This is a genomic window from Streptomyces sp. GESEQ-35, from assembly GCF_017948485.1.
Lineage (GTDB): Bacteria > Actinomycetota > Actinomycetes > Streptomycetales > Streptomycetaceae > Streptomyces.
Genome location: NZ_JAFFSX010000043.1, coordinates 18,127 through 37,251, shown reverse-complemented (window position 1 = coordinate 37,251; position 19,125 = coordinate 18,127). Strand labels below are relative to the sequence as shown.

The 19,125-nt window shown below is 68.8% G+C and carries 14 protein-coding genes and 1 pseudogene; 12 read left to right on the top strand and 3 right to left on the bottom strand.

Annotated elements, in window-relative coordinates; all coding sequences use genetic code 11:
* Nucleotides 1-30: 30 nt before the first annotated feature.
* Nucleotides 31-963, bottom strand: coding sequence for a LysR family transcriptional regulator (locus tag KCH87_RS46395; protein WP_210594019.1), 933 nt, complete (start codon nt 961-963; stop codon nt 31-33).
* Nucleotides 964-976: 13 nt separating this feature from the next.
* The gene (locus KCH87_RS46390) at nt 977-2,212 is read right to left on the bottom strand and encodes an ROK family transcriptional regulator (protein WP_210594018.1); all 1,236 of its coding nucleotides are present in this window, start codon (nt 2,210-2,212) and stop codon (nt 977-979) included.
* A gap of 193 nt (nt 2,213-2,405) precedes the next feature.
* Between KCH87_RS46390 and KCH87_RS46385 the strand changes: the two genes are divergently transcribed.
* From KCH87_RS46385 to KCH87_RS46335, 11 genes are all read left to right on the top strand, one after another.
* Nucleotides 2,406-3,347: a carbohydrate ABC transporter permease gene (locus tag KCH87_RS46385; protein ID WP_210594017.1), complete on the top strand. Its 942-nt coding sequence runs from the start codon at nt 2,406-2,408 to the stop codon at nt 3,345-3,347.
* Nucleotides 3,348-3,355: 8 nt separating this feature from the next.
* Nucleotides 3,356-4,300, top strand: coding sequence for a carbohydrate ABC transporter permease (locus KCH87_RS46380; RefSeq protein WP_210594016.1), 945 nt, complete (start codon nt 3,356-3,358; stop codon nt 4,298-4,300).
* A 29-nt stretch (nt 4,301-4,329) separates the two neighbouring features.
* Nucleotides 4,330-5,673, top strand: a complete 1,344-nt coding sequence (locus KCH87_RS46375) for a sugar ABC transporter substrate-binding protein (RefSeq protein ID WP_210594015.1) — start codon at nt 4,330-4,332, stop codon at nt 5,671-5,673.
* 80 nt (nt 5,674-5,753) lie between these two features.
* Nucleotides 5,754-7,961, top strand: a complete 2,208-nt coding sequence (locus KCH87_RS46370) for an alpha-galactosidase (protein WP_247197850.1) — start codon at nt 5,754-5,756, stop codon at nt 7,959-7,961.
* Nucleotides 7,962-7,985: 24 nt separating this feature from the next.
* A complete protein-coding gene (locus KCH87_RS46365) occupies nt 7,986-10,325 on the top strand; it encodes a glycoside hydrolase N-terminal domain-containing protein (protein WP_210594014.1) in 2,340 nt (779 codons plus the stop codon).
* Between the two features lie 118 nt (nt 10,326-10,443).
* Nucleotides 10,444-11,508: an aldo/keto reductase gene (locus KCH87_RS46360; protein WP_308299083.1), complete on the top strand. Its 1,065-nt coding sequence runs from the start codon at nt 10,444-10,446 to the stop codon at nt 11,506-11,508.
* Nucleotides 11,505-12,371 carry an amidohydrolase gene (locus KCH87_RS46355; protein WP_210594013.1) on the top strand — a complete coding sequence of 289 codons (867 nt, stop codon included), beginning with the start codon at nt 11,505-11,507 and terminating at the stop codon, nt 12,369-12,371. The genes KCH87_RS46360 and KCH87_RS46355 overlap by 4 nt, the downstream gene beginning before the upstream one ends.
* Before the next feature lie 213 nt (nt 12,372-12,584).
* A complete protein-coding gene (locus KCH87_RS46350) occupies nt 12,585-14,999 on the top strand; it encodes a glycoside hydrolase N-terminal domain-containing protein (protein WP_210594012.1) in 2,415 nt (804 codons plus the stop codon).
* Between the two features lie 76 nt (nt 15,000-15,075).
* A complete protein-coding gene (locus KCH87_RS46345; protein ID WP_210594011.1) occupies nt 15,076-16,419 on the top strand; it encodes a glycoside hydrolase family 27 protein in 1,344 nt (447 codons plus the stop codon).
* A 66-nt stretch (nt 16,420-16,485) separates the two neighbouring features.
* Complete coding sequence (locus KCH87_RS46340) at nt 16,486-17,028, top strand: RNA polymerase sigma factor (RefSeq protein ID WP_210594010.1); 543 nt, start codon at nt 16,486-16,488, stop codon at nt 17,026-17,028.
* The gene (locus tag KCH87_RS46335) at nt 17,015-17,755 is read left to right on the top strand and encodes a hypothetical protein (RefSeq protein WP_210594009.1); all 741 of its coding nucleotides are present in this window, start codon (nt 17,015-17,017) and stop codon (nt 17,753-17,755) included. The genes KCH87_RS46340 and KCH87_RS46335 overlap by 14 nt, the downstream gene beginning before the upstream one ends.
* Nucleotides 17,756-17,809: 54 nt before the next feature.
* Here KCH87_RS46335 and KCH87_RS46330 read toward each other — a convergent pair whose 3' ends face one another.
* Entirely contained in the window at nt 17,810-18,496 is a 687-nt protein-coding gene (locus tag KCH87_RS46330; protein ID WP_210594008.1) for a TetR/AcrR family transcriptional regulator, read from the bottom strand.
* A 73-nt stretch (nt 18,497-18,569) separates the two neighbouring features.
* Here KCH87_RS46330 and KCH87_RS46325 point away from each other — a divergent pair.
* Nucleotides 18,570-18,969 (top strand): annotated as a pseudogene (locus tag KCH87_RS46325) (LysE family translocator); the annotation flags it as partial.
* Nucleotides 18,970-19,125: the final 156 nt, after the last annotated feature.

Here is a 19,125-nt window from a genome sequence, read left to right as displayed (position 1 = left end):
GGTGGCCATCCGTGATCCGAGGGACGCCGGCTATGCGCTCGGCGGGACCGACGTCGTGCCCGCCGGCAGGGGTGCCGCCGCGACCAGGTCGATGAAGGCCTTGGAGGCGCGGGGAAGCGGTCGTTCGCTGTGCCACCAGACACCGACGTCGCGGTAACGGTGCAGGTCGCGGATGGGACGGTGTTCGAGCCCGTCCTGTCGGACCATCGACGCGGCGAGCAGGTTGACGACGCCGACACCGAGTCCGGCGCGGACCATGGCCGCGAGCGTGGTGGGCTGTTGGGAGACCTGCCCCATCGGCACCTCCACGTAGCTGGCGTGCAGTGCGGCCTCGGCCTCGTAACCGAGATAGGAGTCGAGCAGAGGGTTTCCGATGGTGATGACCCGGGAGCCGGTGAGCTGTTCCAGCGCGACCGTCTTCTCGGCCAGCAGGGGATGGCCGGTGGGGAGGAGGACGACGAACGGCTCGCGCCACAGCGGGAGATGGGTGAGGGCGCGGTCGACCGGTTCGGGGCGCAGCGGCCGCAGCGCGACGGTGACGCGGCGGTCGCTCAGCGCGGTCTCGATGGACTGGACGTCACCGTCGAAGATGCCGACCTCCAACCCGGGATGGTCCGTTCGCAGTCGCCGCACGACGGCCGGCAGGAAGGCGTCGCTCGCGCTGGCGAAGCTGGCGACCTTGAGCAGACCGGTCAGCCGGTCCTGACCGTGACGGTGGCCGGTGAGGTCGTCCACCGCGGCCAGCACCGCCCGCGCCTTGGGCAGCAGGGCGCGTCCGTCCTCGGTGAGGGCGAGCGGCCGGACCCGGCGCTCGATCAGTGTGCAGCCGAGCGCCCGCTCCAGGTTGGCCACATGCGCGGAGACACGCGGCTGCGAGAGGGGTATGGCTTCGGCCGCTCTGGCGAAGCTGCCGGTGTCGACTACGTCGAGCCAGGTCTTCAGCCAGACCAGCTCTATCCCCATGGTGATCTCCGAATCAGGACTGTGCGGCCAGCTTCCCCTTCACCAACGCCTGGATCGCCGAGGCCGCGGAGCCGCGCGCCCAGTCCTCGAAGGTGTGGGATTTCGCGACGATGGTGCAGGCGCCGGCCGAGCCGAAGACGTGCGCCTCGAAGGCCTCGCGCAGCCGGAGGTCGAAGAGGTCGTAGTTGGCGACGGATTCGCCGGCCACCAGGATGCTGCTCGGCCCGACCAGGTTCGCCACGGTGGCCAGTGCGAGTCCCAGCACGGATCCGGCGCGCTCGAATGCGCCACGGGCCACAGCGTCGCCGCCGCGCGCCAGTGCGACGGCCTCCCGCATGGTGAGCAGTGGATCCTGCCTGGTGGTGCGGATGGCGTGGACGATGGCGCTCGTTGAGGCGACCGTCTCGACGCAGCCGTACCGTCCGCAGGTGCACAGCAGCTCACTCGGGCCGAGGGGCAGATGGCCGATCTCGCCGGCCACCCCGTGATCACCCGTGACGATGTCGCCGTTGACATACAGTCCGCAGCCGATTCCGGCGCCGATGGTCAGGATGGCGAACGAGTTCGCGTCGACGCCGATGCCGAACCACTCCTCGGCGACGGACAGCGCCCGGACGTCGTTGTCGACCAGAACGGGCAGCTCCCGGCGTTCGCGGACGAGGTCGCGCAGAGGTACGTCCGTCCAGTTGAGCCTCGGTGAGTTGCGGACGATCCCCAGGTCGCTGTCGACCTCGCCGGAGACCGCGACACCGGCGCCGAGCACCCGCTCGGCGTCGGGGCCGAGGTCGGCGAGGAGCAGGTCGATCACGGTGGCGACGCTGTCGGCGACGGCCGCCGGCACCGTGCTGGCGAGCGGACGGTGGATCGAGTGCCGTACGTCGGCGCGGAGTGTGGTGACCACGCCGAAGATCGCGTCGACGCGGACCGTGATCCCGATCGCCAGGGCCGCCTCTGCGTGCACGCTGAGCGGCTGCACCGGACGGCCGGGTGCCGACGAACGGCGGTGGTCGTGGGCGGAGATGAGGCCATGCTCGGCGAGGCGGGCGACCGCCTTGGTCACGGCGGTCTGGGACAGTCCGGTGCGCCGGGCGACCTCGATGCGCGGGATCGGGCCGTGCTTGAGGATCTCGGTCAGGACCGTCGTCACGGCGGGTGCCGTGGGCAGCCGGCCCCACTTGGGGGCCGCTGGGACGGTGGCGTCGTCGCCGGTCGTCGAGTCGTTGTCGCGGGCTGTTGGCACATCGCTCATGGTTCATCCCCGGTGTCCGCTACGGCAACGTTCTGCCCGAACACCTTAGTTTTGCTTGCCAAGTAATACAACGGATTACTTACAGCATCGAGCGACACAATTACTGGACAGAGGAATGTATTGACCCTATGGTCGCCACACGTCGGTGAGCCGCCGACGTGCTGCCGAAGGGCGGCTGCTCAAGGGAGAGTTCATGGCGACGACGCTGAGAACCCGGCCGGGAGGGCGTGAACGTGCCGTCCGTCGGGGACAGTTGCGCAACCCGACGCACCGCAACGACTGGCGGCTGGCCCTGCTGCTGATAGCGCCGGCCGTACTGGGCTTCGCGGTGTTCGCGGTCTATCCGACGCTGCGGGGCGTCTACCTCAGCTTCACGGACTTCAAGATCCTGACCCCGCCGGTCTGGACCGGCCTTGACAACATCAGGACGCTGATCGACGACGAGAAGTTCTGGCACTCGCTGCGAGTGACCCTGTACTTCGTCGTCCTCTCCGTCGGGATCGGCCTCTCGGTCTCGCTGGTCACCGCGGTCGTGCTGCACCGGCTGACCAGGTCGACGGTGATCCGCGGCCTGGTCATCCTGCCGTTCCTCATCTCCGGAGTGGTCGCGGGGCTGGTGTGGCAGTGGATGCTCGACCCGCAGCTCGGGATCGTCAACGTCCTCATCGAGAAGTTCGGGGGCGAACCGATCCAGTTCCTCGGCTCGCCGGGGTGGGCGATCCCGTCGCTCGCGCTGATCAGCGTCTGGAAGTCGATGGGCTACAGCACCATCCTCATCGTCGCGGGCCTCCAGACCATCCCGGACGACGTCTACGAAGCGGGCCGCCTCGACGGCGCCAGTGAGATCCAGATGTTCTGGCGGCTGACCCTGCCACTGCTGCGACCGATCATGGCGATGGTCGTCGTCCTCAGCGTCATCAGCTCGTTCCAGGTGTTCGACATCGTCCAGGTCACCACCAAGGGCGGACCGGCGGACGCGACGAACGTGCTTCAGATGTACATCTACGACAAGGCGTTCAGCCAGTTCGACTTCGGCTACGCGGCCACGATGTCGCTCGCCCTCTTCGCGATGCTCATCACCATCACCTTCCTCCAGATGCGCCTGCTGCGCGCCAACGAATCCGACACGAAGTGAGGCCGGCCATGACCACCACTGCCGTCATCGCTCCGGAAGGCCGGACCTCGAAGGGCGCCGTCGTGCCCCGACGCAGTCGGCGCCTGCCGGTGGGCCGGGCCGTCGCCTGGGCCTACATCATCGGATTCCTGCTGGTCACGATCTTTCCGTTCTACTGGATCCTGCGCACCGCACTGTCGGACAACTACGCGCTGAGTACCGATCCGACGTCCATGCTGCCGCCCGGCTTCTCGTTCAACGCCTTCGAGCGCGTCTTCGGCCTGACCAGTCAGACCGAGGCGATCGCCCAGGGCGGATCGGGTGCCTCCCTCGACATCCCGCTCTTCCTGCGCAACTCGGTGATCTACGCGGGACTGCTCACGGTCACCGTCGTCACCTGCTCGGCGTTTGCCGCCTACGCCTTCGCGCGACTTCAGTGGCGTGGCCGCAACGTCGTGTTCTCCCTCCTGCTCTCCGGGCTGATGGTGCCGGGCATTCTGATGCTGCTGCCCAACTTCGTACTGATCAACGACCTCGGTCTGATCAACACCTTCGCCGGACTCGTCCTGCCCGGCGCGCTGTTCTCCGCCTTCAACATCTTCTTCCTCCGCCAGTTCATGCTCGGGCTGAGCACCGAGGTGGAGGAGGCCGCACTCATCGACGGCGCCGGTCCGCTGAAGATCATGTTCCGGATCACCTTCCCGATGACGTCGGGCCCGCTCGTCACGCTGTCCATCCTGACGTTCATCGGGGCCTGGAACGACTACTTCTGGCCCCTGCTCGTCGCCAACGACCCGCAGGTCAGGCCCCTCACGCTGGCGCTCGGTGTCTTCCAGCAGGCGAACCCGGAGGAGCATCCCGACTTCGCCGGCCTGATGGCCGCGACGCTCGTCGCGGCGGTGCCCATGCTGCTGCTCTTCGTCGCCTTCGGAAAGCGGATCGTCAACTCCATCGGCTTCAGCGGGATCAAGTGACCCCGTCCGACACCCACAAGGGGCAACCCATGCAAACCAGGAAGATCGCCGCCACCGCCGTCGGCGTCGCCGCCCTGCTCACCCTCACCGCCTGCGGCGGAGGAAACGGCAGCACCGAGGGTGCGGGGGCCACTGTCGACTGGTGGACCTGGTCCCCCGACCAGGCCGCCGCGTACAGCAAGTGCATACCGGGCTTCGAGAAGGCGAACCCCGGCGTCAAGGTCAAGATCACGAACTACAACGTGAACGACTACTTCACGAAACTGACCGCCGGCTTCGTCGCCAAGGACGCGCCCGACGCCTTCCAGAACAGCGTGACGTACTTCCAGTCCTATGCGAGCCAGGGCCAGATCCTCGCCCTGGACGACCTGATCAAGGAGAGCGACTACGACCTCGGCGTCTTCGCCGACGGAGTCGACCTGTGGAAGTTCACCGACGGCAAGCAGTACGCACTGCCGCTGGACTGGGCCGCCAGCGCCTTCTACTACAACCAGGACATGCTGAAGGCGGCCGGGCTGAAGGAAGAGGACCTCCAGAACCTCACCTGGGACCCGGAGGACGGCGGCACCTTCCTGAAAGTCGTCAAGCGGCTCACCGTCGACAGTAACGGTGTACGCGGCGACGAGCCGGGCTTCGACAAGACGAAGGTCAAGGTCTACGGCATCGGTTCCGTGGCCTCGGACGACAACCTCGGCCAGACGACCTGGGGCCCCTTCGCCGCCAGCACGGGCCTCAAACTCACCGACAAGCCCAACTGGCCCACCCAGTTCAACTACGGCGACCAGCGGTTCGTCGACACGATGGACTTCATGCGCGGCCTGGTCGACGACGGCTACGCCCCCAAGCTCGACCAGTTCACCACCGGCAACGCGGACCAGATCGGCTCCGGCTCGGTGGCCATGGTCATGGGCGGATCCTGGGACTCGCCCCCACTGGCGAAGCTGCCCGGTGTGAAGGTCGGCACCGCCCCCGTGGTGTCCTCGCCCGACGGCACGCGCTCCCTGCTCAGCAACATGAACGGCAACAACATCTGGGCCGGCACCGACAACCCCGAGCAGACCTGGAAGTGGGTCTCCTACATGGGCTCGGAGGAGTGCCAGACGACGGCCGCGGTCTCCAACGGCTCCTTCTTCCCGTCCATCGGCGCATCGATGAAGAAGCTCGTCGACTCAACTGCCAAGGACGGCCCCGACCTGTCCGTCTTCGGCAAATACCAGACCGACGGCGAACTCTTCCCGGCCCCGGCCTACAACAACGGCTCCGCGATGGAGGCCGAGATCAGGCCGCAGTTCGAGGCGTTCTTCCTGCACCAGAAGAACGACAGCCTCTGGCCGACGCTACAGAAGCAGACGAAGACGATCATCGCCGAGTGATTCCGGCACCGTCCCGACGGCCGGCCGGCGGGCACCGCTCCCGTCCGGCCGGCGTCACTTCACGACCAACGCGAGGAACCTTGTTCGACACCGACCACTCCGCACCCGTGATCCAACTGCGGGGAGGATCCACCAGCTTCATCGTCGAGCTCGGCGCCCCGCTGCCGCGTGTCCTGCACTGGGGCGCCGACCTCGGCGAGCTTTCGGCGGCCGAGCTCGACACCATCCGCATCACCGCGAAACCGAGCGTGACCCACAACTCCACAGACACCCCCCGCCTGTTGACGGTGCTGCCCACCGAGGCGGACGCCTGGTCGGGCACGCCCGGCATCGAGGGCCGGATGCGCTCGACCGGAATGCCGTACCCGCGCTTCCGCCTCAACGGCCACACGCATGACGAGCCGGAATCGACGCTCACCCTCCGGCTCCACTGCGATCTCGGCCTGGAGCTGTCGCTGCGCTACCGACTCGACGAGCACGGCATCCTCGCCGTCGACGGCCGGCTCCGCCGCACCGGCGGCACTTCTGACGAGCGCACCGGCGGCACTCCTGACGGGGGCGACGTCTTCGACCTCAGCGCCCTCACCCTCATGCTGCCCCTGCCCGAACGCGCCACGGAGATAGTCGACTTCACCGGAAAGTGGTCGCGCGAACGCAGCCCGCAGCGTGTCCCCGTCCCGTTCGGCACCCACCTGCGCGAGATCCGGCGCGGTCGGCCGTCGCTCGACTCCCCGTACCTGCTCATGGCGGGCACCGGAGGGTTCGGTTTCCGCACCGGCGAGGTCTGGGCCCTGCACGTCGCCTGGAGCGGCAACCAGCGCTACTTCGTCGAGCAGCTCCCCGAGGGAGCCGGCGTACACCGCTCGGTCGTCGGCGGGGGAGAGCTTCTGCTGCCGGGCGAAGTCGCCCTCGGTGACGGCGACACGTACGACAGTCCGACGCTCTGCTTCGCCTGGTCCGACGACGGCATGGACGGCGTCGCCGACCGATTCCACGAGCTGCTCCGGTCCCGGCCGCACCACCCCGCGAGCCCCCGGCCGCTGGTGCTCAACACCTGGGAAGCGGTCTACTTCGACCACGACCTGGAGACCCTGTCGGAACTCGTCGACCGGGCGGCCTCGGTCGGTGTGGAACGTGTCGTCCTCGACGACGGCTGGTTCCTCGGCCGCCGCAGCGCCCGCACCGGCCTCGGCGACTGGCTTGTCGACCCCGACGTCTGGCCGGACGGCCTGTCCCCGCTGGTCGAGCGGGTCCGCTCGCACGGCATGGAGTTCGGCCTCTGGTTCGAACCCGAGATGATCAACCTCAGCTCCCGGCTGGCCGAGGACCACCCCGACTGGATCCTGGCCCCCGCGACCGGCGAGGGACCTTCGGTCCGTCATCAGCACGTGCTCAACATCGCCCACGAGGACGCCTGGAAGTTCGTGTACGACCGCATCGACGCCCTCGTGTCGGAGTACCGGATCGACTACATCAAGTGGGACCACAACCGTGAGCTCCACGAGGCGAGCCGCCGCGACGACGGCGGCCGGGCCGGCGTCCGGGCCCAGACCGAGGCGATCTACCGGCTGCTCGACGCCCTCCGCAGCAGGCACCGCGGGCTGGAGATCGAATCCTGCGCGAGTGGCGGCGGCCGCATCGATCTGGGGATCCTCCAGCGCACCGACCGGGTGTGGGCCTCCGACTGCAACGACCCCGTCGAGCGCCAGCAGATCCAGCGGTGGACCGGTCAGCTCCTCCCGCCCGAGCTGGTGGGCACCCACGTCGGCGCGGCCGAGGCGCACTCGACGCGCCGTGTCACCTCACTGCCGTTCCGGCTCGCCACCGCGCTGTTCGGGCACGCCGGAATCGAGTTGAACCTGAACGCCTGCGACAGCGACGAGCTGAGCACGATCCGTGCCTGGGCCGGGCTCTACAAGGAGCTGCGACCGCTCCTGCACAGCGGGCGGGTCGTCCGGGCCGACCTCACGGACGAGCAGACCCTGCTGCACGGCATCGTCGCCGCCGACCGGACATCCGCGCTCTTCTCCTGGGCGCGGCTCGGCACCTCCCCGGCGATCACCTCCGGCCGGGTCCCGCTGCCCGGCCTCGACCCGGACCGCCGCTACCGGCTCCGCCTGCGTGCCGAGATCGGCCGGCCCGAGCTGAACGAACACCCGCCCGGCTGGCTGGCCGCGGCAGAGGAGGGCTCGCTGAGCCTCGGCGGCCGAACCCTGTCCGGGCTCGGACTGCCCATGCCGACCCTCCAGCCCCAGCAAGCGCTGCTCCTCCAGCTCGACGCCGTCTGACCGGCCCGCACCGAAGGCAGGCACATGCCTCTCCACAGCACCGACCAGAACGCCACCACCGCGTCCGTACCAGTCGGCTCACTCCGGTTCAGCGCGCCGGCCACCAGGTGGTTCGAGGCCCTTCCCATCGGCAACGGCAGGCTCGGTGGCATGGTCTACGGCGGCACCGACGTCGACCGCATTCAGCTGTCGGAATCCACCGCCTGGTCCGGCGCACCCTCCGAGACGGACGTCAGCGAGAGCGGCCGTGAGCAACTCGCCCACATCCGCGCTCTGCTGTTCGCCGGCGACCACGCCAAGGCGCAGGAACTGGCCGAGGAACACCTGCTGGGCCGCCCGGCATCCTTCGGCACCAACCTGCCGCTCCCCGAGGTACTGATCGAGCACCGCGCCACCGGCCCCGTCCAGGACTACCGGCGCAGCCTCGACCTCGGCGACGGCATCGTCCGGTCCGCGTTCACCCGCTCCGGCGTCGAATACGCCACCGCGGTGCTCTCCTCGCATCCCGCCCGCGTCATCGCCTACCGGATCACGGCCTCCGCACCGGGAGCCGTCACTCTCCAAGTCGGTGTGGGCGAAGCCGTCTTCCCGCTCGCCCGGCGGATCGACGACGGTGATCTGGTGCTCTCGGGCCGGGCCGTCGAGACGCTGCACAGCAACGGCCGGGACGGAGTCGACCTCACCGTCCGGATCCGCCTACTGCCCGACGCAGGAAGCCGGCACGCCGACGGCGACACGGTGCGCATCGTCGGTGCGGACGCCGCGACCGTCCTCGTCGCCGTAGGGACCGGCTGGCGAGGCGGCGACCCGGAGGCCGACGCGGCCGCGGCGCTGGACGCCGCGGAGCGACAGGGATGGCCGGAGCTGTGCGCCGGACACGTCGCCGACGTGTCCGCGCTGATGGGACGCGTGGCCATCGACTTGGGCCGCACGGACCCCGCCGTCCGCGCACTGCCCACCGACGTACGCCGTGACCTGCTGGCCCGCGGCGGCGAGGACCCCGAACTGGTCGCGCTGTACTTCCAGTACGGCCGGTATCTCACCGTCGCCGGTTCCCGGCACGACTCGCCGCTGCCGCTCGCGCTCCAGGGGCTGTGGAACGACGGCCTGGCCAGCAGCGCATCGTGGACCAACGACTTCCACCTCGACATGAACACCCAGCAGAACTACTGGGCGGCCGAGCCGACCGCACTCCCCGAATGCCAGGAGCCGCTGCTGCGTCTCGTGGAGAACCTGCGCCCTTCGGGTCGGGCAACGGCGTCGCGGCTCTACGGCGCTCGCGGCTGGGTCGCCCACACGGTCACCAACGCCTGGGGCTACACCGCCCCCGGCTGGGGCATGGGCTGGGGCCTCAACGTGACCGGCGGCGCCTGGATCGCCCGGCAGCACTGGGAGCGGTGGGAGTACGGGCAGGACGAGGACTTCCTCCGGGAGCGGGCCTACCCCGTCCTCAAGGAGGCCGCCGAGTTCTTCCTCGACTACCTCGTTCCCGAGCCCGAGCCCGAGCACGGCCGGCTGGTCACCGGACCGTCCGACTCACCGGAGAACTGGTACATCGCGCCGTCCGGCGCCGAATGCTCCGTCTCCATGGGGCCGACCGCCGACCGCGTCTTCGTCGAGGCGGTCTTCCGGATGTGCGAGGAGGCGGCCGAGCGGCTGGACGTCGACGCCGAGTTCCGTGACCGCGTAGCCGACGCCCGCCGCGAACTCGTCCCGTTCCGGATCGGACGCCACGGGCAACTGCGGGAATGGCTCGACGACTTCGAGGAAGCCGTACCGAGTCACCGCCATACCTCGCACCTCATGGCGCTCTACCCCGAGCGGCAGATCTCCCCGCGCGCCACCCCGGAGCTGGCCGAAGCGGCACGCGTGACCATCGACCGGCGCGAGTCCGCACCCGGCTGGGAGCAGACCGAGTGGGCCGAGGCGAACTTCATCGCCTACTACGCGCGGCTCCTGGACGGCGACGTGGCACTCCGTCACGTCCGCAACCTCATCGCGGACGCGAGCGAGGCCAACCTGATGTCCTTCTCGCGCGGGGGAGTGGCGGGCGCGGTCCAGAACATCTACTCCTTCGACGGCAATGCGGGCGGCACCGCGGGCATCGCCGAGATGCTGCTCCAGTCCGACGGCGAGGAGATCGAGCTGCTCCCGGCCCTGCCGGCCGACTGGCCCGACGGGCAGGTGCGCGGGCTGCGTGCCCGGGGCGGCGTCGAGGTCGACATCGCCTGGTCCGGCGGCCGGTTGCGGCGGGCCGGCCTCCGCACCGCCTTGCCGCGACAGGTCCGGGTCCGCTATCGCGAAGACAGCCTCGACCTGTACCTCCTCCCGGAGCGATTCTGCGAGGTGAGGCCGGATCATTGAACCCGCGCGTCGATTCCTTTCGCGAATGTCGTCCATCCGAATTTCGGTGTTGTCGGGAACGGCCGGGAGTGGCTGAATCCTGTCCGTACCGTCCGCCCACTGAAGTTCGGGAGACAGCGTGCCGAACACACCCCGCGAGGTCCCTGCGAACGGCACTCCGTGTGTCGAGATCGGCGACCGCGGCCTGCGGCTGCCGCGCATCGGACTGGGGACCGCGTCCCTCGGGAACTTCCTCGGTGCCATCACCGACGAACAGGCCGTCGACACGATCCGCCGCGCGTACGACGCCGGCGTCCGCTACGTCGACACGGCGCCGCTGTACGGGCACGGCCTGGCCGAACAGCGCGTGGGCAGCGCCCTGAGGGGCAAGCCCCGCGGGGACCTCGTCATCTCCTCCAAGGCCGGCCGGCTGCTGCGGGCCGACGCGCCCCGGGACGAGAGCCAGTACGTCGACGGAGAGCCCTTCTACACCGACGTACCCGCCACCGGCCCCGTCTGGGACTTCTCCTACGACGGGGTGCGCACCTCCCTGACGGAGAGCCTCGACCGGCTCGGCCTGGACAGCCTCGACATCCTGCATCTGCACGACCCCGACGACCACTACGAGCAGGCCGCCTCGACCGCCTACGCGGCGCTGCGCGACCTCCGCGCCGAGGGAACGGTCAAGGCGATCGGCGCCGGCATGAACCGCACACCCGTGCTGACCAGGCTGGTGGAGAACTGCGACCTCGATGTCGTCCTGCTCGCCGGCCGGTACACCCTGCTCGACCAGAGCTCCCTGACGGACCTTCTCCCCGCGTGCCGTGAGCGTGGCACCAAGGTCGTCGTCGGCGGCGTGTTCAACAGCGGCATCCTGCTGGATCCGTCGCCACGCGCCCGGTACGACTACGCCCCCGCCGCCGCCGAGGTCGTGGAGAAGGCACAGCGGATCCGGACGGTCTGCGACCGGTACGACGTCCCGCTCGCGGCCGCAGCCCTCCAGTTCCCGCTCGCCCATCCGCAGATCGCCGCCGTCCTGGTCGGCGCCAGGTCCGTCGCCGAGCTGGACATGGACCTCGACCTGCTGGAAGTCGTCGTCCCGGACGCGCTCTGGCACGACCTGCGGACGAGTGGGTTGCTGCCCGACGACGTTCCCGTCCCGTCCGGCCCGGTGATCACGGGCCTGGAGAGGAGTGTCCGGTGACCGCCCGGCACGCCGTGCGCATCGACGCGCACCAGCACTTCTGGGACCCCCGGCGGTTCCACTACCCCTGGATGGACAGCACGGCACTCGACCCGGTGCGCCGTCCCTTCGCGCCCGACGACCTCGCTCCGGAGCTCGCCGCCAACGGCATCGACGGCACGGTCCTCGTGCAGACCGTGTCCGACCTCGCCGAGACCCGGATGTTCCTGGACATCGCCTACGAGACCCCGTTCGTCCACGGCGTCGTGGGCTGGGTCGACCTCACCGCCCCGGACGTCGGCGACGTACTCGACGAACTGCGCGACGAATACGGCCCGCTGCTCGTCGGCATCCGCCACCAGGTCCACGACGAGGACGACGCGCACTGGCTGGAGCGGCCGGACGTGCGGCGCGGACTCGGCGAGATCGCGGCCCGCAACCTCGTCTACGACCTGCTCGTGCGCACCCGCGAACTGCCGGCGGCCATCTCCACCGTGGCCGCCCTTCCCGACCTGCGTTTCGTCCTCGACCACATCGCCAAACCGCGCATCGCCGATGGCTGGGACGGCCCGTGGGCGACGGCCCTGGCCCGTTTCGCGGACCTGCCCAACGTCGACGCCAAGCTCTCCGGCATGGTCACCGAGGCCGACTGGAAGGACTGGTCGTCGGAAACGCTGCGGCCGTTCGTCGACCACGTCCTCGGTGTCTTCACCGTCCAGCGCGTGATGTTCGGCTCGGACTGGCCCGTCTGTCTGCTCGCTGCCGACCGCTACGGCGACGTCGCCGACGCTCTCGCCACCGTCGTCAGCGACCTGAGCACCACGGAGACCGAGCAGGTCTTCGGCCGCAACGCACAGCGGTGCTACCGGCTGCCGGGCCTGTAGGGCAAGCCCGTTGCGGGGCCTGCGGGGTGTGGTGCGCATATGTGCCGCACCCCGTCTGTCTGCCCGGGGACGTCCCGGCGAATTTCGAATGCGCGACATTCCCTTTCCGGATGTCCGGGCTCTTGAGCCTTTAGTTTCCCGGACTTAGGTTCCTCCTGCGTTTCCTAGTTGTGTCGTATGCCGCCCGCCGGGAAATCCAGGAGACAACACACCATGCAGGCACCCAGCTCCACCGATTCCGCGTCGCCGAGCCGTCGGAACTTTCTCACGCTGACCGGCGGCGCGGTCGCCGGAACTCTCGCCGCCCTCGGCGGAATTCCGCCGTTCCGCGCAGCCGCGGCGGAGCCGAAGCGGCCCGTCGCCGACCCCCGGGTGCCCACCGACGAGGCGGTACGGCTCTGGTACGCGTCCCCCGCCTCCGAGCGGTCGATGATCCAGCAGGCCCTGCCCGTGGGGAACGGCCGGCTCGGCGCCCTGGTCGGCGGCGATCCCGCCAGGGAGACGCTCTACATCACCGACGCCTCCATGTGGTCGGGCGGCCCCAACACCAGCCTCAGCGACGACGGTCAGTTCCCCTACGACCGCACGAGTTTCGGCTCCCTGACCCAACTCGCCCACCTCACCGTCGACCTACCCGACCACGGGCTTGCAGCCGTCACCGGCTACCGGCGCGCTCTCGACCTCAGCAACGGTCTACAGACGACCACTTACGTGTACGAGGACGTCGCTTACCGACGCGAGATCTACGCGAGCCGGCCGGACGACGCCGTGATCGTCTCCTTCACGCAGAGCGGCGGCGGCGCGTACACCGGGCGGATTCTCCTCGCGGGTACGCACGGCGAGACCGTCACGACGGACACCGGCGAAGCGATCGCTTCCTTCGGTGCCGCCCTGGCCAACGGCCGACGTTACGGCGCCGCCGTCACCGCCGTCAGCCGCACCGGGACGGTCCGGATCAGCGAAGGGTCCCTGGAGTTCACCGACTGCGCCGACCTGACCGTCACCTTCAGCGGCGGCACCGACTACGCACCCGACTTCGCACGGAACTACCGCGACCCCTCGATCGATCCACAGCCCCTCGCCCGGTCCAAGGCCGTCGCCGCGGGCGCCGTCGCCCCCGGCGTCCTGCGCAACACCCACGTCGCCGACTACCGCGAGCTCTTCTCCACGATGGAGATCTCGCTGGGAACCTCGACCGAGGCCCAGCGGCAGCCCGACACCTGGACCCGGCTGCACACCCGCGCCCTGCCCGGAGCCGCCCCCGACCCCGAACTCGAGGCGTCCTACCTTCAGTACGGCCGCTATCTGATGATCTGCGGCTCCCGCGGCGGACTCCCCATGGGGCTGCAGGGCTCCTGGATCGACACCAACGAGCCCGGCTGGATGGGCGACTACCACACCGACATCAACATCCAGATGAACTACTGGATGGCCGACCGCACCGGCCTGCCGGGCTGCTTCGACGCCCTCACCGACTACTGCCTTGCCCAACTCCCGTCCTGGACGGAGAACACCCGGCGCCTCTTCAACGACCCACGCAATCGATTCCGTAATTCCTCGGAAAAGGTGGCCGGCTGGACCGTCGGAATCTCCACGAACATCGACGGCGGCTCCGGCTGGCAATGGCACCCGGCCGGAAGTGCCTGGCTCGCCAACACCCTTTTCGAGCACTACGAATACCGTAACGACCCCGAATTGCTCGCACGCATCTACCCCCTGATCAAGGGTGCCTGCGAATTCTGGGAAGCACGGCTGATTCCGTACCAGGTCACCGACCACGTGACCGGTGAGACGCGCGAAGCGCTGGTCGCGGACAAGGACTGGTCACCCGAACACGGTCCCCAGGACGCCCTCGGCATCACCTACGCCCAAGAGCTCGTGTGGACGCTCTTCACGAACTACCGCACGGCGACCCAGGTACTCGGCCGGGACTCCCGCTACCGCAAGACCATCGACGGTCTGCGCCAACGCCTGTACCTCCCGCAGGTCAGCCCCACCACCGGCTGGCTGGAGGAGTGGATGACCCCGGACAACCTCGGGGAAGTCGAGCACCGTCACCTCTCGCCGCTGATGGGCTTGTTCCCCGGCGACCGCATCGACCCCGACACCTCACCGGCGGCCCTCGTCGCCGGAGTGCGCAAGCTCCTGAAAGCCCGGGGCACCAACATGTACGGCTGGGCCAATGCCTGGCGCGCCCTGTGCTGGGCCAGGTTCGGGGAAGGCGACACCGCCTACGAGAAGATCATGAAGAATCTGGTGCCGTTCAACGGGGAGACCGGAGGCGCCGCCGTCAACCTCTTCGACACCTGGCCCCTCGACGCCACCAGCAGCATCTGCCAGATCGACGCGAACTTCGGCACACCGTCGGCGATGGTCGAGATGCTCGTCCACTCACGCCCCGGCCGCATCGAACTGCTGCCCGCGCTCCCCACGGCCTGGTCGGAGCGGGGCCGGATCACCGGAGTCGGCGCCCGGGGCGGTTTCACGGTGGACCTGTCCTGGCGCGACGGCGTGGTGGAGAAGGCGGTGATCCGCAGCGTCGGCGGTCGCAGCACCGACGTCGTCGCCGGCGGCAAGGCACGCACCGTTCGGCTCGCACGCGGCGAGTCCGTCACGCTCCGCTGGTAGCGGCGCGCGCACGCCAGCCGGACCTCGCTTCGCATCGGCGAAATCGGCAAACCTCACTATGAAAGGTGACCCCGTCATGCCCACAGCTCGTCGCCTCCGCCGCGGACTCTCCGTGGCGGCCGTGATCACCACGACCCTGATGTGCACCACCGTCCCCGCCCAGGCCAAGAGCGACTTCAGCGTCAAGCCGTTCATGGGCTGGAGCAGCTGGAGCGTCCAGTCCTCCAGCCATCCGGACTACGGGACGAAGTGGCTCACCGAGGAACACATCAAGCAGACCACCGACGCCATGGCGTCGAAGCTGAAGCGTTCCGGCTACACCAACATCAACCTGGACGCCGGCTGGAACGCCAACTGGGACTGGCAGTTCCGCTTCGACGCCAACGGCATTCCCGAGGCCGACCCCGAGCGCTTCCCGAACGGCATCGCGAACCTGGCCGACTACGTCCACGGCAAGGGGCTCAGAATGGGCCTCTACGGAGCCGCCGGTCTTCCCCGTGCCGTGTACGACCAGAACGCCCCGATCCGCGGCACGGACTGCACGACCCAGGACATCGCGGTGCAGCCGCTGACGCCGACGAACATGTGGGGCGGCGACTGGAAGATCGACTACACCGAACCCTGCGCTCAGGCGTACATCGACTCCATCGCCGACCAATTCGCCTCCTGGGGCGTCGACTTCGTGAAGATCGACGGCGTCACGACCGACAACGTCCCGGACATCAAGGCGTGGTCGCAGGCGATCGACCAGAGCGGCCGCAAGATGTGGCTGACCGCCAGCGCCTGGCCCATCCCCCGCGAGGCGGGCGAGGGTCTGCGCCCGTGGGCGAACAGCGTCCGCGTCGACACCGACGTCGAGTGCTACTGCAACACCGTCTCCAGCTGGCAGGCATCGGTCGACAACAGGTGGGAGGACCTGCCGAAGTGGCTCGACGTCGTCGAGCCGAACTACTGGCCGGACCTTGACTCCATGCCCATCTCCAACAACACGGGCAACGGCATCCAGGACGGCATCAACGACACCGAACGCCAGAGCGTCATGACGTTCTGGTCCATGGCCTCGTCCCCGCTGTACGTCGGCGGAGACCTCGCCAAGCTCGACGCCAAGGCCACCTCGATCCTCACCAACCGTGAGGTGATCGCCGTCGACCAGGCGGGTGTCCTCCCCACCCAGGTCACCGACGGATCACTTCAGGTGTGGAAGAAGCGCCTGCCCGACGGCCGCCTCGCCGTCGCCGTGTACAACCTCGGCGACGCGCCCGCCGACATCACCACGACCTGGGACCGACTCGGCATCAACGGCAAGCACCAGGTCCGCGACCTGGTGAGCCAACGGGACATCGGCAAGTCCGACAACTCCTGGACCGCAAAGGCGGTTCCTCCGCACGGCTCCCGGCTGATCGCCCTGTCGCAGCGGTGAGTTGCGCGCGAAAGAGTGTCGCTGTCGGCTGGTAAGCGATCGGGCGGTGGTGGACATTGCTGGGCTATGGATGCGGATGAACGCAATGAGCGGCTGGAGCAGCTGTTCCGGCAGACGTTCCGCCGGGTGATGGCGTACTGCCTGCGCCGGACCGGCGAGACGGCGGCACACGACGCCGTGGCCGAGGTCTATGTGGTGGCCTGGCGCCGACGACGTCATCTGCCCGACGACGGCGAGGAGGCGGTGCTGTGGCTGCTGGGGATCGCCCGACGTGTGCTGGCCAACCAGGCCCGCAGTCAACGACGTTGGTCCCGGCTGCTGCTGAGAGTGGCGGAGCAGCCGGATCCCCCGCAACCACGCCAACATCGGGATGACGCCGGCGACGAACTTGAGGCCGCGCTGGCGCAGGCGTCGGCCGCCGACCGGGAACTGCTGCGCCTGGCCTACTGGGACGACCTGTCCCGGCACGAGATCGCGACGGTCCTCGGCATCTCCGTCGGTGCCGTCGACACACGCCTTCACCGGGCCAAGCAGCGGTTGAGGGAACGGCTCGCCGCATCGAGTTCCGAAGTGCCTGCGACCAAGGAGAAGGATCATGCTGAGCGATGACGAACTCGTCCGGATGCTCCGGACCGGCGATCCACACCCTGACCCGTCGGACCTCGATCCGAACTCCCCGGCCGCCGACCGGATCCTCGCCCAGGTGCGTCAGCGCACCCTCCGGCGACGCAGGCGCACGATGGTCGTGGTCCCGGTGGTGGCCGTGGCCCTGGCCGGCGGCACTGCCGCGACCTATGCGTGGGTCGCGGGCGACGGTGAGGGTCACACCCTCGACTCGAGCGGTCTCAACTGCGTGGGATCCGATCAGTCCGACGCCAGTATCAACTTCAATCCCGTCGCCGACGACCCGATCAAGGTGTGCCGGCAGCTGTGGCAGGAGGCCTTCGGCGAGCCGGCGCCCGAGACGCTCACCGCCTGCGTCGACAGCTCCGAGCAGGGCTCGATCGAGGTCTATCCGGGCGGTCGGGACGAGTGTGCGCGCCACCGCTCGGATCCCTACCGCGGACCCACCCGCGAGCAGCTGAACCTCGCCCACTTCCGCACCGAGATCAGGGAGCGTTTCGCCGACCGGAACTGCGTCGGCTACACCGAGTTCCGGAACGTGATCAGCAAGCTCCTCGCCGAACACGACCTCACCGAGTGGTCGGCAGGTCACTTCCAGACCGCGGACAAGGAGCCGGAAGGCCCCTGCGCGGAGATCGTCTACTACGACGAGCCGGAGCAGAAGATCTGGCTCGGGGACGGAAAGGCCGGCAACCCGGTCAACCTGCCGTAGCCGAGTTCCCTGATGCCGGCCGCGGGCCGCGAGATGGCACTGCTGAGCCGCTCGCTACTCCGCGGCCGGCTCAGGCCTGACGAGTCCCATGACCTGCTCCACCGTCTCATTGCTCAGACTTGGGGTCGTCAGAGGAGGGTTGTCGGGGCGCTGCCTGAGCCCGTTCAGGACGATCTCGATGTAGCGACGCCAGATCTCCGGCTGCTTGCCCTGCGTGAACTGGGTGGCGGCGCTCAGCATGTGCTGGATGACGGGGATGTCGGAAGGGGTTACCTCCGCGCGGAGCTGCCCGCTCTCCTGAGCGCGACGGATCAGGGCTTCGAGGAAGGGGAGCATGCCGCCGCGCGCCGTCTCGATGGGCCCTGAGCTGTGGCTGCCGAGCATGATCACTTCGTGCAGGCCGCGGTTCTCGGCGAGGTCGCCCGTCATTTCCATGACGAAGTCGACGAAGCCCTGCCAGGGATCGGGGTGGGCAAGGGCCTTCTCGGCCACCTCCTGCCGCATCTCGAGATCCTGCGCGAACAGGGCACGTACGAGAGCCTCTTTGGTGGGGAAACGGCGATACACGGTACCGACGCCGACTCCGGCATGGCGAGCCACGTCATCGAGCGTGACTCCCAGTCCGCGCCGGCCGAAGATCTCACGAGCGGCGTGCAGAATTCGTTCCCGGTTGAGGGCGGCATCTCGCCTCAGGGGGCGACCGCCGTCCGTGGAAGTGCTGCTCCGGGACCTGTCAGCCATGACCACATGATAACCCTGTTGATCACACTCCCAGGGTCGGCCGGTCGCCCACGGAACGCGTTGACGGAAGGACTTCGTGATCGGGCGGGCGCTGGCGCAGGGGCGCCGCGCCGCGTTGACCACGGTTGTGGGCAACGCGGTCGGCGCCTATGTGCTGATCGTGGCCGTGGCGTTCAGGGTCGGGGCGGTGGTGGAACGCTCGGTTCTCATTTTCACGCTGCTCAAGCTGGCGGGTGCCGCCTGCTTGGTGTTTCTCGGCATCAAGGCATGGCGTGAGCGTGGGTCGTTGCACGCTGCGATCACCGGAGCAGGGGCCGCGCAGGGCGGTCTGCGGACGTTTTGGGAGGGGGTCGCAGTCGGTGTGACCAATCCCAGGACCATCGTGTTCTTCGCCGCCGTGCTGCCGCAGTTCGTCGACCGCGGTCAGGGACATGTCGCAGTGCAGATCTGTGGGCCTGGCCTTCAACATCATTGAGGCTTCCCTGGTCGGTGGGATCGGCTGGCTCACCATGATCGGGTTGGGTGTGGTCCACTCTCTCGTGCGCGAAGCTCTCCCTGCCGTAGCTGTCCGCGTACGACCGAGGAGGCGCTTCCACAGCTCTTCGAGTCGATTCGGGGGAGGGCGCCTT